This is a genomic window from Actibacterium naphthalenivorans, from assembly GCF_014196965.1.
Classification (GTDB): Bacteria; Pseudomonadota; Alphaproteobacteria; order Rhodobacterales; family Rhodobacteraceae; genus Actibacterium_A; species Actibacterium_A naphthalenivorans.
This window is the reverse complement of sequence record NZ_JACIEQ010000001.1, coordinates 79,714-93,496: the sequence shown is the minus strand read 5'-3', so window position 1 is coordinate 93,496 and position 13,783 is coordinate 79,714. Positions and strand designations below refer to the sequence as shown.

The following is a 13,783-nucleotide window of genomic DNA, read 5'->3' as shown; positions in this document are numbered from 1 at the left end:
CAGGAATGCGCCACACCACAAGCGCCACACTCGCCGGGTACGATCCCGCCGGTCTGCTGGCCTTTTTTGCGGCCGAACTGGCCGAGCACGGCCTGCCGTTCGAACAGGCGCAGCCGGGCCGGTATCAAAGCGTGATGCCCGCCGGGGCGCTGTATCTGCTGCGGGAACAGGGCGCGCTGCGGCTGACGTTGCAGGCCGGCGGTCTCGCGCAGCTGCACGGCCTGCGTGACCTGGTGATCGAGCATCTTGCGGAATATTCCGCCGATCTGGCGGCCGGGCTGGTCTGGTCCGACCTTGCGGGGGCGGGCGCCGCGCCGCCGAACTTCAGGCTGATGCGGGCCCTATCAGTCACGCGCCCCTCGCCGATCTATCTGCGTGTGCGGCTGGCGGGTGAGGATCTGCACAGCTTCGACGCGGACGAGATGCATTTCCGCCTGTTGCTGCCCCCTGCCGGGCGCCCGGCGCAATGGCCGGTTCTGTCGGCCAACGGGCAGACCCTTTGGCCAAAGGGCGAGGCCGCGCTGCACCGGCCCGCCTATACCATCCGGCAGATCGACGCCAAGGCGGGATGGCTGGAATTCGACGTGTTCCGCCACGCGGGCGGCAGGGCAACCGCATGGGCCGAAGCGTTGCGGCCCGGCGATGCGGTCGGGGTCATCGGCCCCGGCGGGGGTGGGTTCCCCTGCGCGCCTTGGCTGCTGATGGCGGGGGATGAAACCGCGCTGCCGGCCATCGCCCGCATCGCGGAGCGCCTGCCGGCGCAAACGCGCGGCCACGTGATCGTGGAGCTTGGCGATCCGGCGGGGCGCCAGCCGCTGGCCGCGCCCGCGGGCATGCGGGTCGAATGGCGCATCCGCCGGGGCCATAGCGGCCTGTTCGCCGCCGCACAGGCGGTGGCGGTGCCCGATGCTGGCCGCTATGTCTGGTTCGCCGGGGAAAAGGCACAGGCGCAGCAGGCGCGAAGCTGGTTCCGCGAAAGCTGTGGCCTGACCGCCGATGAAAGCTATATCTCGGGCTACTGGAAGGCGCGCTAACGCGCCTTGCAGATGTAAAGCGGGTTCACCAGATCGGTGCCCAGGCCGGGCAGGGGCCGCGCCGCATCATCGCCATAGCCGATTGCCAGCCTCACCTTGTTGATACAGACGCGCGGCAGGGTCGGTGTGAACAGGTCGAACATCGCGAACCGTTCGCCAAGTTCCGGGTGGGCCTTCATATGGGCCTGCAGCTCTTCGCCCAAGATCCGATAGAATGTCTCTTCGCCCATCGCGCCGCAGGCCGACAGCCGGGCTGACAGAAACCGCAGAACCGTTACGAAATGCGCGGTCTGAATGTCATGAATGATATGGGTTGCAGGTTTGCGGGGCAGGGTGGCCCGAATTTCGGGATCGAGGCCCGCAAGTTCGGGAAAGTCCTGATCGATCAGGTCCAGATCGCCCTGAAGATCCTTCACCGCCATACCCACCGGCACGTCATTTTCCAGCACCAATGTCACGTTCTGCCCATGCGCGATGAAGCCCACGCCATAGCGCGTGAGGTAATGATAAAGTGGCACGACAGTGACGCGGAAGAGGGCGCGCAGCCAATCCTCCATCCCCATGCCGGCGCGGCGGGCATGGGCGGCGGCCAGCGGGGTGCCGTCGGTGGCCCGGTGCAGCAGCGCCGCCATCAGACAGGCGCGGCGCCCACCGGCCACCCGCCCCGATGCGCTGTCGCGCCAGATCACGCCCAGCGTTTCGGCGAACTGATAGGGCAGGTCGGGCACCTGTGCATAGACCGGATGCTCGTACCAGATGCCGCGCAGTTCGCGCAGAACGGTCACGCGGCTGGAAAGCAGCGGGTCGGCCTGCGTGATCCCCTCCAGCCAGTCGGACAGGGCGCCGCCCACGGCAATGTATTTGCCTGGAATGCCGCGCCAGGCCGAGGTGTTCAGGATGGTCAGCGCCAGTTTCACATCAGGGCTGCCGGGCCTGTCGATGCTGGTCAGCGTGCGCAGGCTGGGCGTGGCCGTATAGCGCCCGCCGAAATAGCCCAGAGGGATCAGGCGGCGCTCGGCCAACTCGCCCACATAGGCCTGTTGCACAACGTTGTTCCATTGCCACGGGTGTACCGGGATCAGCGCATGGGTGTCGGCAGTTACCCCTGCCGCGGTGCGGGCCGCAAACAGCCTGCAGGTTTCCTCGATGCCAAGGCAGTTTTCGATCAGGGCGCGCTCGGTGCTGCCGTCACTGGTGCCGATCTTGCAATGGCGCCGGTCAGCGGCCAGCCAGAACAACTGGAACGTACCGCCCGCTTCCGGCGCAAACCGCGCCAGGTCGTCTGCGCCCCAGCCCATGCGCCCCTTGTTGGCCACCGCTTTGGGGTGGCCTTCCAGCGCGGCATGCAGCGCATGAACCGGCAGGTCGATCAGCGCGTCGGCAGACAGGGTGCCAAATTTCTCGGCGGTTTCGATATCCTGGCGCAGGGTGTTGGACAGCTCGCGCAGGAAATTCGCCTCGGTCGCGGGGGTCATGCCCAGCTCGGCCCGTGCGTCGGGCACGAATTGCAGCGGGGTCGGCACCCCTGCGGCGGGCGTGCGCGAAAGGGTTTCGGGGTCGATCAGCAGATTGCCCCAGATGCCCTTGGTGCAGGCGAAACGGTAGACCACGCCCGAAGCAAGGCGCAGCTCGGCACCTCCGTCGGCGCATTCGGGGGCCAGTACCTGCTCATAGCTCAACTCGCTGATCATCTTGGCCAGCGCAGCGCGCCCGGCGCGGGCCCAGGCATCGGGCTTGACGGGCGTGGGCACGGGCGCGTTCACAGCCGCACCTCGGCAAAGAAGCGGTCGCGGCGGCACTGCATCAGGGCCGAGCGCTTGTGCGGAAAGTCGAATTCCTTGAGCTTTTCGTAGGCCATCGTATCGGCATAGGCCAGCAGCTTGGCATTGTCGGCGCGCGGCTCGCCCATGATGTTTTCGGTCATCGGGCAATCGAGGAACAGGTAATGCGTCAGCCCCCTGATCCACGCGCCGGTCTTGTTCCGGCCCAGATGCCTGCGCTCGCCGATCAGCGCGTGCCAGCCTCGATCCCACGGGCCGCTGTCGTAATAGGGGCCAAGCCGGTCCTCGCGCACCCAGTAGGTTTCGAAATAGCCTGCCTCGTCCCCGTCGAAACAGCCGATCAGCGGATAGGTGTGCGGGTCGGCGGCACGTTCGTGCAGGTATTCGGCAAGCGCGTCCCTGGGCTGTGCCAGTTCCCAGAAATGGGCGACGCGGCCGTCGTTCATCCATTTGTGGAAGCGGTCCAGATCACGCTCGGGATCGACCGCGCGGAAGGATACGGTGACCCCGGCGACCGGATCGAACCGCTCATAGCACACCCCTCGCGGGGCGGGGGCGCGGCGCGGATGGTCGCGTCCGTCGGGGCCTGGTATCAGCCCGGTCTGGATGCGCCCGGTCGGCGCATGCGCAAGCCACAGACCGGGATCCTGATAGAACCCCGCGCGATAGGCGGTCAGCGCGCCGTCCTCGATCACAAGGCAGGGCAGCGCGCGCGGATCGGGCGCGGGGCCATCAACGCGCAGCACGATGCGGTCAAGCCCCGGATCGCCCGCAAAGGCCCATTCCAGCGCGCGGGCCGCGGTTTCGGCCCAGTGTGGGCCGGGGGCGGCGGGTGCCACGCGCAGTTCGTCGCCATGGCGTTCAGCGCGCCCCATCAGGCGTTGCCCGTCCTTGATCGTGGTTTCCGCCTCGGGGCGGGTCATCGCTGCGGCAAGGGTCATTTCTGTGTCTCCTGGCTGAGAGGGTTGGGCAGCATGAGGAAGGCGGCAAGCTGGCCCGAGGCATCGCCCGCCGCTTCGTTCACGCCGCTCAGGCTGGTTCGGTAGTTGCCCTTGCTGGTCAGGCTGGGTGCGGTAAGGAGCATGTCGATCAGGCCGGTATCGCCCGGCTCGGTCGCGCGCTGTTCCTGAAGAAAGCGGCGCAGCACGTCGTGCAAGCCGGCCTCGGTCGCGCCGGTGTCCAGTGCGAGCGTGCTGGCGACGTTCATCATGTTGTTGACGATCACGTAGTAGCAGAACAGCCCGTCGCCCAGTTCCGGGCTTGCCTCGTTTTCCGCGAAGGCCCCGATATCGGGGACGTAACGCGCCAGATGGTCGTGGAACGTGGTCAGGTGCCCGGTGCCCTGGCAGTCGCGCACCACCAGCCGCGCGGGCCAGCCATCGCAAAGGCCGATCATCATGTTCTGCTGATGCGCGCCCATCAAGAGCCCGTGGCGCGCGCGCAGCCTGAGCAGGGGGGCAAGCGCCACGCCCAGAAACCGCGCGAACCAGTCCTGTGCGATCTCGCCGGTGCCACGCCCGCTGCTGCACGAAAGGGTCTCGATCACCGCGCCCAGCGGCGATAGCCCGGCCGTGCCTTCCTCGCACAGGCTGGCCAGCATCACCGGGCCGGGCTGTGCCGGATCGCGAAACGGGTTTTCGCGGAAGACCGCGATGCTTTCGGCAAGCGGCCCGCCATCGGCGCCGCGCAGCGCGATATGCGCGGGTTCCTGAAGGATGGTCATTTCCGGGTTTTCGGCCCGGATTTGCGCGCCCAGCGGGCTTTGGAACAGGCGGTACATCTGCTCGCCCCGCGCCACCTCCTTGGGGGCCAGAACCCGGCGCGAGTTCGTCAGCCGCAGGCTGAGCGAGAATTTCAGCATATAGGGCGCATGCCAGCCGTGGACGCTGCGCATAGAGCCGGTGGGGGCCCAGTCACGCCCGGCTTCGCCGATGATGCGCAGGCGGCCCTGCGCGATCCAGCCCGCCACATCGGGCCGCGCCAGAAGGCGCGCCGCCTGCCATGGGTGCCAGGGCAGGGCGACGAAGCCTTCGGGCGGCCTGCGCAGCGCGCCGGGAAGCGTGTCATCCGAGGCAATCAGCGCGGTGCACATCTCTTCCGCGCTCCGGTCGGCCGCGCTTTCCTGCGACAGGACACTGCGCTCTGCCAGAACCCAGAACAGCGGGAAACGGCCGCGCATCTCGGGGGCGAAACGCTGCGCGTCCTCGGGGCTCATCTCGTCGCGACTGCGCGGGTTGGGGTGCATCGGGTGCCCCGAGCGCAGCGCCTGTTCGGCATCGACGAAATTCCATTCGGTGGCCGGTTCCGGCAGCGGTTCGGGGCTGGCGGCGATGGTTTGCAGGCTGTCGAGAACCCGCGCCAGAAGTTGCCGCTGTTTTTGCGCCGGGCCGGGGCTGGCGCCGGTATCGAAGCACAGCAGGGATATGGCCGTATGCGCCGACAGCGGCGCGAGCGCTCCGTCGTCGCCGCGCCAGATCAGCCTGCCGCTGAAGCTGCGCCGGAAGGCCCCGTCCTGCCGAAGCCCGGCGATGATCTCACCGCGCGGGGACACGACGGGCAGGGCGACGGCAGCTCCGGGCAGGGCCAGTGAGTCCGTCTGCTCGGGCGGCAGGTGATACCAGCCGTCCCATTCGCGCATCAGCGCATTCAAAAAGGCGCTCAGCCCCGCCAGATCGGCGGTATCGTGCTGAAAGCCCTGCGTTTCCTGGGCGGATTTCCGTGCATGCGCGTTCATGTTCTTCCCTGCAATCAGCCGCTTTCCCCGAAGCCATAAAAAGACCCATAAAAAATATCAACTATTATCTTGATAAAAATAGTAAGGTAATGGAAGAGGGTGTCATGACATTTGCCGAAACTGCCCCAACCCCATCCGCCGCGCTGGCCATTCGGCTGGCCCTGCTGGCGAATGCGATTCATCAGTCGGTGCTGATCGCCCTGGTGCCGGTGCTGCAGCAGGAACTGGGGCTGGGGCTGGGGCAGCTCGGGCTGATCGTGGGGCTCGGGCTGGGGGTTTCGATGATTTCGATGCCCGTCCTGGCATGGCGCGCGGGCGAGGGGCGCACCGGCCGGGTGCTGCTTTGGGCGGTGCTGGGTGGCGGTGTCAGCGCCGCCGTTCTGGCCGGTGCGATCATGCTGGGCGCGCGCGGGATGCTTCAGGGGGCGGCGTTGTTCGCGGTGCTTCTGGCGGCGCGCGCGGCCTATGGTCTGAGCGCGCCGGCGGTCCTGCCCGTGGCCCAGGCGCTGACCGGGGTGCAGGGGCGCGGCGGCAACGTGATCGGCGGGCTGGGCCGTCTGGGGGCGATCGCGGGTGCCGGCCGTATCCTGGGCAGCGGCATGGTCGCGCCGCTCGTCTTTCTGGGGCCGGCGGCGCCGGTGCTGGCCGTGCTGCCGCTTTATGCCGCCGCGGCGCTGTGGCTTGTTCCGGCGGGGCGGTTGCAAGCCGCGCCCCTCGTGATGCGCCGCTCCACGGGCGCGGGCGGTATGCCCCGGCTGTCGTTTCTGGCCGTTCCGTTTCTGGCGCAGGGCGGGATCGGCATGGTGCATATCGCCTTTGGCGCGGCCCTTGTGGCCCGGTTCGGTCTGGGGGCCGAGGCCGCCAGCGCCATGACAGGCTTCAGCCTGATGGCGGCGTCGCTGGCGGCCCTTGCCATGCAGCTGCTGCTGATCCCGCGGTTCCACGGGCGTGAGCGGCGCGGCCGGCAGGGCGGCGCGGTGCTGTGCCTGCTGGGCGCGGGATGCGCGCTGCTGCCGGGGGCGCCCTGGCTGCTGACTGCCGCCGCGGTGCTGCTGGCGGGCGGCGCCGCGCTGCTGCTGAGCGCCAACCTCGCGCTTGCGCTCGATCAGACCGCGCCGGCCGGGCGCGGGCGCTTGGCCGGGATGTTTTCCGGCGCACAGCTTGCCGGTCTGGCGCTGGGCACCACCCTGGCCGGGTTTCTGGCCGAGATTTCAACCACGCTGCCGCTCTGGGCGGCGTTTCTACTGACCATCGCAGTTGTCGCCTTCAGTGCCGTCACACCGGCGCGCGCCACGGCCTTGCAGCCCCAGCCAGCCATTGGCGGCGATCGACTGTGTCAACAAAAGGGGACATCGGAATGACAATCGACCATTCGGCCACGGGCCGGGAAAACGACACCGGGCCGCTGGACCTGGCGGGGATCGGCGTGGGGCCGTTCAACCTGAGCCTTGCGGCCGTGCTCGACGGCCTGCCTGGCGTTTCGGCGCGGTTCTTCGAACGCAAACCGGTCTTTTCGTGGCATCCGGGGCTGATGCTGCCGGGATCGGTTCTGCAGACCTCGTTCCTGAAGGATCTGGTCACGCCGCTGATGCCGACCAGCCCGCATTCCTTCACCAACTTCCTTGTGGCGAAGAAGCGGTTCTATGATTTCGCGTCGGGCCGTTTCGGCGGGGTGTCGCGGGCCGAGTTCTCTGAATACCTGGCCTGGGCGGCGGAGCGCATCGCGTCGGTCGAGATGGGCGCGCAGATCGAAGAGGTCACGCTGGGCAAAGGCGGTTTTCACCTGCGCCGCGCCGATGGAGAGCAGGTGACCGCGCGCAACCTGTCGCTGGGCACGGGCATGCGCCCGCATGTTCCGGCCAGCGCCGCGCCGCATCTGGGCGATCGCTGTTTCCATGCGTCAGAGTTCGTGCTGCGCGCGCCGCGCGTGGCCGGGCGGCGCGTCGCGGTCGTCGGTGGCGGGCAGACCGGGGCCGAGATCGTGCTGCACCTTCTCGGGCTTGGCGACGGGCCTGCCCATGTCAGCTGGATCAATCGGCGCCCACGTTTCGCCCCGCTGGAAGAGGGCGCCTTTGTCGATCAGGTGTTCACCCCGGCCTATGTGGCGGCCTATCGCAGCCTGCCGGCCGCCGCGCAGCGTGCAGAGACGGCCGACCTGAAACTGGCGAGCGACGGGTTGACCCCCTCGACGATCGAGGCGCTTTACACCGAGCTTTACCGCCGCACCCATCTGGGCGACCAGCCGGACAGTTTCGCCCTGTTGCCCGGCCGGTCGATGACGCGCATGATGCCCGGAGCGGCGGGGTTCCGGTTGTCGCTATGGGCCGAGGCCGCCGCGCGCGAAGAACAGCTCGAGGCCGATCTGGTCATCCTTGCCACTGGCGCCGAGCCGTTCGTGCCCGCCTGTCTGGACCCGATCCGCGAACGGCTGGAGATCGACGCGACCGGGCGGTTGAAACTGGATGAAACCTACCGGGCGGCATGGGATGGCCCCGAGGGGCACAACATCTTTGCGCTGAACCACGGCGGTGCCTCGCATGGCATCGTCGATCCGCAGCTCAGCCTGATGGCCTGGCGCAGCGGGGTGATCGCCAATACGCTGGTCAGGCGCCCCCAGTTCGACGTAAGCGCCGGCCCGAGCCTTGTGGACTGGGCGGGCGGCCAGCCGGGCGCATCGGCGGAAATGGCGCTGCGCATGGCGGGTTGAACAGGTGGGGCGCGGCGCCCGCGCCACCGATGCCCGACCTCACCCCGCCCCAGGCGAAGCCGCCGCCGCCGCCCGCACCGGCACCCGCGCCGAAGGCAGAGTCCGAACCGCGCCCGGCAGCCGAACCCAAACCGCGGCCGAAGGCCAGGCCGGCGCCGCCGGCCAAACCCTCGGGGGCCAGCCAGGCACAGCGGGCCGCCGGGTCCGGCGGGGGCGCTACGGCGGGCGAGGCACGTTCGGCCAGCGCGGCAACGCTGAACCCGGCCAAGGCGCAGAGCCTCAAGTCCAGCTGGGGGGCGGCCATTCGCGCGCGCGTTGAACGGCGCAAACGCTATCCATCGTCGGCGCGCGGTGCGTCGGGCAGCGCGGTGTTGCGGATCACGGTGGGACGCGACGGGTCGTTGCACGGCGTATCGGTCGGGCGCAGCTCCGGCAACCGGGCGCTGGACCAGGCGGCGGTGCAGGCCGTGCGCGCGGCCAGGCGCTTCCCGGCGGCGCCCAAAGGGCTGGGAGACGCGTCCTACACCTTCAGCCTTCCCGTGCAGTTCAACGGCTAGCCAACGGGTGGGTGTGTCCGGGCGCGTCCGGGCGAGGTCTTGTGCGTTTACCCTATCCAAGCCTTTGATGATCGGACTCATGCAACGGCATAGGCCGATATCGGCGATTTTCCGCACGGCCATGAACGAACTGCGAAGCATCGGCAGGGCGCGGTTATTGCATCGTGTGATCGGCCCGGGCTGTTTGCCGACGGGTGATCCACAGCGCGACCGCCATCAGCAACCCGGCGACGATGAACGTCAACCGCATCCCGTCGGCAATTGCGCCGGATGCGGCCTCTTCGATCACGCTGGTTCCGACGCCGAAGGAAAAGACCGCTCCCATCGCCGAAGCGCCGATAATGAGCCCCAGATTGCGGGACAGGCTGAGCATGCCGGAGATCGTGCCACGCTGATCGGGCGGGACCTCTGCCATGACCATTGTGTTGTTCGCGGATTGAAACAGTTGATAGCCCGGGGTCAGGATGGCAATGGCGGCGATATAGCCACCGACCCCGAAAAGCGCGGGCAGCGCCGAGAGCGAAAACGCGCCGACGGCCATCGCGACAAGCCCGACCCGAAGAACACGCCGGGGCCCCCATCCATCGACCAATCGACCGGAGGGCACGCCGCTGAGTATCGAGATGACCGGCCCGACCGACATCACCAGCCCCACCATCGCCGCGCGCAGGCCCAGCCCGTGGCCGAGATAGAACGGCCCGACGATCAGGGTTGTCATCATGACGCTCGCCACCAGAAGATTTGCGATCAGGCTGGGCCAGACGTGGTCATCGCGAAGCGCGGCGAAGCGGATTGGCGACGATTTCGCGCCTGCCACGCCCGGTGTCAGCGCGCGGCGCGCAAGGCCGGTGGCCAGCAGACCGATCGGCACAAGAACAGCGAACACCATGCGCCAATCGAATGTTGCCAGGAGAGCACCGCCAAGTGACGGGCCAAGCGCCGTTCCGACGGCGGACATGGTGCCGAGCATTCCCATGGCCCGTCCGACCCGATCGCCGCTGATGGTTTCGCGCACCAGCGCGATGGTCAACGTCATCAGGAAGGCTGCCCCGATGCCCTGAAGCGCCCGTGCCCCGACCAGCAGCCAAAGACTGGGGGCCAGGGCGCATAGCAACGATGCCAACGAAAACAGCACGAGCCCCGCAACAAGCATCCGCTGACGTCCGAACATGTCGCCAAGTCGCCCGGCAAACACGGCACAAAGCGTGAGGGCCGCAAGATAGGCGATGACAACCCACTGAACCTGATGGAACGGGGCATCGAACGCCAGCGCGAGCCGCGGGAGGGCGATATTGGCGATGCTGGTCCCCAGAGAGGCGAGCAGCATGGATAGCGAAAGGCAAAGAAGCGCGCCCCGGCTTGCTTTGGCTTGGTTTGCGGCACCGGCCTGTTCCATTCGCGTGTCTCTCTTGTCAGAATCAGCGGGAGCGCCCACTTTACGAATTCAAGTCGACTTGAGGTCAAGCATGAAGCTTCTGGATATCGGCGAGGTGTCAAGGACGACCGGGGTTCCGCCCTCGACCCTGCGCTATTACGATGAGATCGGCCTGATCTCGTCGGCCGGCCGCCATGGCCTCAGGCGGCAGTTTCCGCCCGAGGTGCTGCTGCAACTGACACTGATCGCCTGGGGCAAATCCGCGGGGTTTTCGCTTGATGAGATTTCGGGAATGTTCGGGCGGAATGGCGAACCGGACCTGCCGCGCGAGGCGCTGCACGCGCGCGCGGATGAACTGGATCGGCACATCCGCGCGCTGATGGCGCTGCGTGATACCCTGCGCCACGTTGCGGACTGTCCGGCGCCGTCACATATGGAATGCCCGTCGTTCAGGCGCCTTGTCAGCGATGCCGGGACTGAAAGGAGGAATGCGGGCGACAGACGATCAGGCGGGTAAGACCGTCAGCCCTTACTTTATCAAAGCTCTTATGTACTCCCGCAAGGTGATGGCCCCACGTTCCGGATCGTCCGGCCCCGGGGTTTGCCCGTCGATGACCGCCGCGGTCATGCAGGCGTAGGAGGCCGCGGCTTCTTGCGAGAACCCGAACTGAAGAAACGTTGCCGCCCATGCCTCACGCGGGATCACCGCGACCTCCACCCGCATGCCGAATGCGTCAGAGACCGCATCGGCCACATCCTTCGGGGTATAGCGCTCTGGTCCTTCGATGAATTTCAGGCCGATGTCGCTGACCGGGGCCAGAAGTCTTTCCGCAGCAGCTTTCCCAAGATCATCCGGCGCGACCATGGGCAGCACCAAATCGGCCGGAAAGAAGCTGGGCAAGCTGCCGCTTTCACGCACGGACCCGAGCATCCCGGCCCAGTTGCTCATATAATACGCGCCCCGATTGATCGCCACGGGGATCGGTTGCGCGCGCAGCTTTTGCTCGAACTCATACAACACCGTCAGGTCGCCGCAACGTTCGCCGGGCCGCGCGCCATAGGTCGAGGCCGCGACGAGTTTTTCCAGACCGGACCCCTCCAGCGCCGCGACGATGGCCGCGACATTGGCCCGTTCTTCGGCATCGGTGTCGCCGGTGGGATCGGCGGGCGGGTTCAGAAGAAAGGCCCGCGTGCCGGCGCGAAACACCTCGCGCAAGTGGTCCACGTCTCGGATGTCCACAACCGCAACCTTTGCGCCCGCGGCCTTCAGGTCTGCGGCATGATCGGCATTGCGGGTGACGATCGTGACCGACTCGTCGCGCGCGAGCAACGCGCGCGCCACAGCCGATCCGACCCGCCCTGTTCCTCCGAGAATAATATGCATCTACGCATTCCTTCCGCCGATTCCGCCTGGATCAGGATAGCAGACCTCTGCGTCAGAACATGTCAGGAGCATTTCAGAAGCCGGCCTCTTCCAAGCGGTATTCCGCGAGCAGCATCCGGCGCAGGGTCGGTATCCCGTCGTCAGGCGGGGGGAGCGCCGGGATGCGATCCAGGTGGAAATGACGTATTGCACCCGATTTGATCGACCAGAATTTCCAGGCCGAGAAGCCTGATCAAACTCAAAAAAGCAATTCTGATATCTCACACATCCGGGCCACACGCGGCTGGCGGCATCTCGTGGTGATAATCGATCTGTTCTCCTGGCGGGTTGTCGGCGGGGCCCCAAGTGATCGGCTCAAGATGGATCTTGCGCTGCAGGCTCTGCAACGGGCTGTGCGCCGCCGACAACCAACAGCAGGGTTGATCCATTATGCCGATCGCCGCTGCCGGGCTTCCAGCCGGGCGAACAGCCGTGACAGGGCGAAGCACAGCAGGAAATAGAACAGCGCAACGACGATATAGGTCTCGAACCGCCGCTGGGATGAGACGGCCAGCTCTGTTCCCACGAAGGTCAGCTCCTGCACCGAAATCAGCGATACGATGGAACTGTCCTTCACCAGCATGATGAACTGGTTGGCCAGTGACGGCGTCACCGCCTGCAGCGCCTGCGGAAAAACCACCAGCCGGAACGCCTGCCCCGGCCGCAGCCCGAGGCTTTCAGCCGCCTCGATTTGCTGTTGCGACACAGACTCGATGCCGCTGCGCACGATCACCGCGATATAGGCCGCCTCGAACATCGCAAGGCTGATGACGCCGGCGATGAAATTTTCCAGCAGCGCGGGTGGACCCACCAGGAAACCGACGATCCGCTCGGCGCCGGGGCCCAAGTTGCGCGACCAGGTGTCGATGCCCAGCATCGGAATGATCTGCGACGACACGAAGAAATAGAAGACGAACAGAAAGACCAGTGGCGGCACGTTCCGGATCAGACCGACATAGGCCGAACTCGTCAGCCGCGGCAGCAGGCGCACGCAGCTTGCCATGATGCCCAGTACCAGCCCCAGCAAACTGGCAATCAGCATCGCCCAGATGGACAGCCGGAACGTGGTGAACAATCCCTCGAGCAGCAGGTTCGGCTCCCACCCGCCGGTTTCCGCGTTCGGGCGGAACAGGGCGCGAGGCAGGAACGACCAGTCCCAGCGATAGACCAGCACGTCCGATACGCGGTACCACAGAAAGCCGGCGAACCCGGCAACCGCCCCGATAATGATCAGGTCGAGCAGGCCGAAGCGGCTCTTGCGATTTGGATCTGGATACATGCCGGTCGTGTCCTTGGGAAAAGGGCAGGGCGGCCGGAACCGCCCCGCGCGCAACGCTTAGTCGGGCACCAGATCCGCCCAGGGGCGGCCGCCGAACCAGTAGTCGTGACGCCCGGCCAGCCAACCGTCGCCTGTCCGCATCAGGATCCAGTTGTTGAAGAAGTTCAGCGCGTCCGGGTCGCCCTTGCGCAGCGCAAACGCCTCGTTCGACGGGTCGATCGGCGCGTCGGTGGGTGAGAACACGACATCGGGGTTCTCATAGATGGTGAAGGCCGGCAGCGGCTGCGAAGACAGCATCACCGTGGCGTTGCCGTTCAGCACTTCCTGCACCACCTGGGCCTGGTCGTCGAACAGGCGCAGCGTTGCCTTGGGGAAATGCGTCTTGATGTACTCGCAGGGCGTTGCGCCGCGGCGGCAAGAAAAGGTGACGTCGGTGGCGTTGAAATCGTCGGGCCAGGTCTTGCCCTCGGATTCCGCGATATGCGCCATGACGCCGACAGAGCTATGGGCGTAGGGATCGGTGAAGTTCACCGTCAGGTTTCGCGCCGGGGTGATCGACATGCCGCCGATGATCACGTCGAACTTGCCGGAAATCAGCGCCGGAATGATGCCGTCCCACGCGGTGGGCACGAATTCGACCTCGACACCCATGTCTTCGGCCAGCTTCGTGGCCACGTCGATCTCGAACCCGATCAGGTCGCCGTTCTTGTCGCGCATCGCCCAGGGCACGAAGGTGGCCATGCCGACCTTCAGCACGCCGCGCCGCTTGATCGTTTCGATCACGCTGTCCTGCGCGACAGCCTGCTGGGTATCCTGCGCGCGAACCGCTTGCGGCCCGGCGATGCTGAGCGCGGCCACGGCCGCCAGCATCAGGTTTCGGATCAGTTTCATAG

General features: G+C 66.8%; 12 protein-coding genes. 5 read left to right on the top strand and 7 right to left on the bottom strand.

Features of this window, described 5'->3' with window-relative positions; translation table 11 throughout:
- Positions 1–5: 5 nt before the first annotated feature.
- Positions 6–1,034 (top strand): siderophore-interacting protein, encoded by a 1,029-nt coding sequence (locus GGR17_RS00470; protein ID WP_054538533.1) that lies wholly within the window; start codon positions 6–8, stop codon positions 1,032–1,034.
- On the opposite strand, the gene GGR17_RS00465 is transcribed toward GGR17_RS00470, so the two are convergent.
- Genes GGR17_RS00465 through GGR17_RS00455 form a run of 3 tightly spaced genes read right to left on the bottom strand, consistent with a single transcriptional unit; the run spans position 1,031 to position 5,549 of the window.
- Positions 1,031–2,797: an IucA/IucC family protein gene (locus GGR17_RS00465; RefSeq protein ID WP_082386559.1), complete on the bottom strand. Its 1,767-nt coding sequence runs from the start codon at positions 2,795–2,797 to the stop codon at positions 1,031–1,033. The two genes, GGR17_RS00470 and GGR17_RS00465, sit on opposite strands and share 4 nt — an antisense overlap.
- Positions 2,794–3,756: a GNAT family N-acetyltransferase gene (locus GGR17_RS00460; protein ID WP_054538534.1), complete on the bottom strand. Its 963-nt coding sequence runs from the start codon at positions 3,754–3,756 to the stop codon at positions 2,794–2,796. The genes GGR17_RS00465 and GGR17_RS00460 overlap by 4 nt, the downstream gene beginning before the upstream one ends.
- Positions 3,753–5,549, bottom strand: a complete 1,797-nt coding sequence (locus tag GGR17_RS00455) for an IucA/IucC family protein (protein WP_054538535.1) — start codon at positions 5,547–5,549, stop codon at positions 3,753–3,755. The genes GGR17_RS00460 and GGR17_RS00455 overlap by 4 nt, the downstream gene beginning before the upstream one ends.
- Before the next feature lie 104 nt (positions 5,550–5,653).
- Here GGR17_RS00455 and GGR17_RS00450 point away from each other — a divergent pair, with 104 nt between their 5' ends.
- Genes GGR17_RS00450 through GGR17_RS00440 form a run of 3 tightly spaced genes read left to right on the top strand, consistent with a single transcriptional unit; the run spans position 5,654 to position 8,813 of the window.
- Complete coding sequence (locus GGR17_RS00450; protein WP_157445534.1) at positions 5,654–6,910, top strand: hypothetical protein; 1,257 nt, start codon at positions 5,654–5,656, stop codon at positions 6,908–6,910.
- The gene (locus tag GGR17_RS00445) at positions 6,907–8,256 is read left to right on the top strand and encodes a lysine N(6)-hydroxylase/L-ornithine N(5)-oxygenase family protein (RefSeq protein ID WP_054538537.1); all 1,350 of its coding nucleotides are present in this window, start codon (positions 6,907–6,909) and stop codon (positions 8,254–8,256) included. The genes GGR17_RS00450 and GGR17_RS00445 overlap by 4 nt, the downstream gene beginning before the upstream one ends.
- 29 nt (positions 8,257–8,285) lie before the next feature.
- Positions 8,286–8,813, top strand: a complete 528-nt coding sequence (locus GGR17_RS00440; RefSeq protein ID WP_054538538.1) for an energy transducer TonB family protein — start codon at positions 8,286–8,288, stop codon at positions 8,811–8,813.
- Positions 8,814–8,967: 154 nt separating this feature from the next.
- On the opposite strand, the gene GGR17_RS00435 is transcribed toward GGR17_RS00440, so the two are convergent.
- Positions 8,968–10,209, bottom strand: a complete 1,242-nt coding sequence (locus tag GGR17_RS00435) for an MFS transporter (RefSeq protein ID WP_054538539.1) — start codon at positions 10,207–10,209, stop codon at positions 8,968–8,970.
- 70 nt (positions 10,210–10,279) lie between these two features.
- Between GGR17_RS00435 and GGR17_RS00430 the strand changes: the two genes are divergently transcribed.
- Positions 10,280–10,705 carry a helix-turn-helix domain-containing protein gene (locus GGR17_RS00430; RefSeq protein WP_054538540.1) on the top strand — a complete coding sequence of 142 codons (426 nt, stop codon included), beginning with the start codon at positions 10,280–10,282 and terminating at the stop codon, positions 10,703–10,705.
- A 12-nt stretch (positions 10,706–10,717) separates the two neighbouring features.
- Here GGR17_RS00430 and GGR17_RS00425 read toward each other — a convergent pair whose 3' ends face one another.
- The 3 genes from GGR17_RS00425 to GGR17_RS00415 form a co-directional block, all read right to left on the bottom strand.
- Positions 10,718–11,572 carry an NmrA family NAD(P)-binding protein gene (locus GGR17_RS00425; protein ID WP_054538541.1) on the bottom strand — a complete coding sequence of 285 codons (855 nt, stop codon included), beginning with the start codon at positions 11,570–11,572 and terminating at the stop codon, positions 10,718–10,720.
- A 427-nt stretch (positions 11,573–11,999) separates the two neighbouring features.
- Positions 12,000–12,890 (bottom strand): amino acid ABC transporter permease, encoded by an 891-nt coding sequence (locus GGR17_RS00420; protein ID WP_054538542.1) that lies wholly within the window; start codon positions 12,888–12,890, stop codon positions 12,000–12,002.
- A gap of 57 nt (positions 12,891–12,947) precedes the next feature.
- Positions 12,948–13,781 carry a transporter substrate-binding domain-containing protein gene (locus GGR17_RS00415; RefSeq protein WP_054538543.1) on the bottom strand — a complete coding sequence of 278 codons (834 nt, stop codon included), beginning with the start codon at positions 13,779–13,781 and terminating at the stop codon, positions 12,948–12,950.
- Positions 13,782–13,783: the final 2 nt, after the last annotated feature.

Coding starts and splice junctions, on each gene's coding strand:
- GGR17_RS00425 (WP_054538541.1), bottom strand. CDS start 11,572: ATGCATATTATTCTCGGAGGAACAGGGCGGGTCGGATCGGCTGTGGCG.
- GGR17_RS00470 (WP_054538533.1), top strand. CDS start 6: ATGCGCCACACCACAAGCGCCACACTCGCCGGGTACGATCCCGCCGGT.
- GGR17_RS00460 (WP_054538534.1), bottom strand. CDS start 3,756: ATGACCCTTGCCGCAGCGATGACCCGCCCCGAGGCGGAAACCACGATC.
- GGR17_RS00415 (WP_054538543.1), bottom strand. CDS start 13,781: ATGAAACTGATCCGAAACCTGATGCTGGCGGCCGTGGCCGCGCTCAGC.
- GGR17_RS00445 (WP_054538537.1), top strand. CDS start 6,907: ATGACAATCGACCATTCGGCCACGGGCCGGGAAAACGACACCGGGCCG.
- GGR17_RS00455 (WP_054538535.1), bottom strand. CDS start 5,549: ATGAACGCGCATGCACGGAAATCCGCCCAGGAAACGCAGGGCTTTCAG.
- GGR17_RS00420 (WP_054538542.1), bottom strand. CDS start 12,890: ATGTATCCAGATCCAAATCGCAAGAGCCGCTTCGGCCTGCTCGACCTG.
- GGR17_RS00440 (WP_054538538.1), top strand. CDS start 8,286: ATGCCCGACCTCACCCCGCCCCAGGCGAAGCCGCCGCCGCCGCCCGCA.
- GGR17_RS00450 (WP_157445534.1), top strand. CDS start 5,654: ATGACATTTGCCGAAACTGCCCCAACCCCATCCGCCGCGCTGGCCATT.
- GGR17_RS00430 (WP_054538540.1), top strand. CDS start 10,280: ATGAAGCTTCTGGATATCGGCGAGGTGTCAAGGACGACCGGGGTTCCG.
- GGR17_RS00435 (WP_054538539.1), bottom strand. CDS start 10,209: ATGGAACAGGCCGGTGCCGCAAACCAAGCCAAAGCAAGCCGGGGCGCG.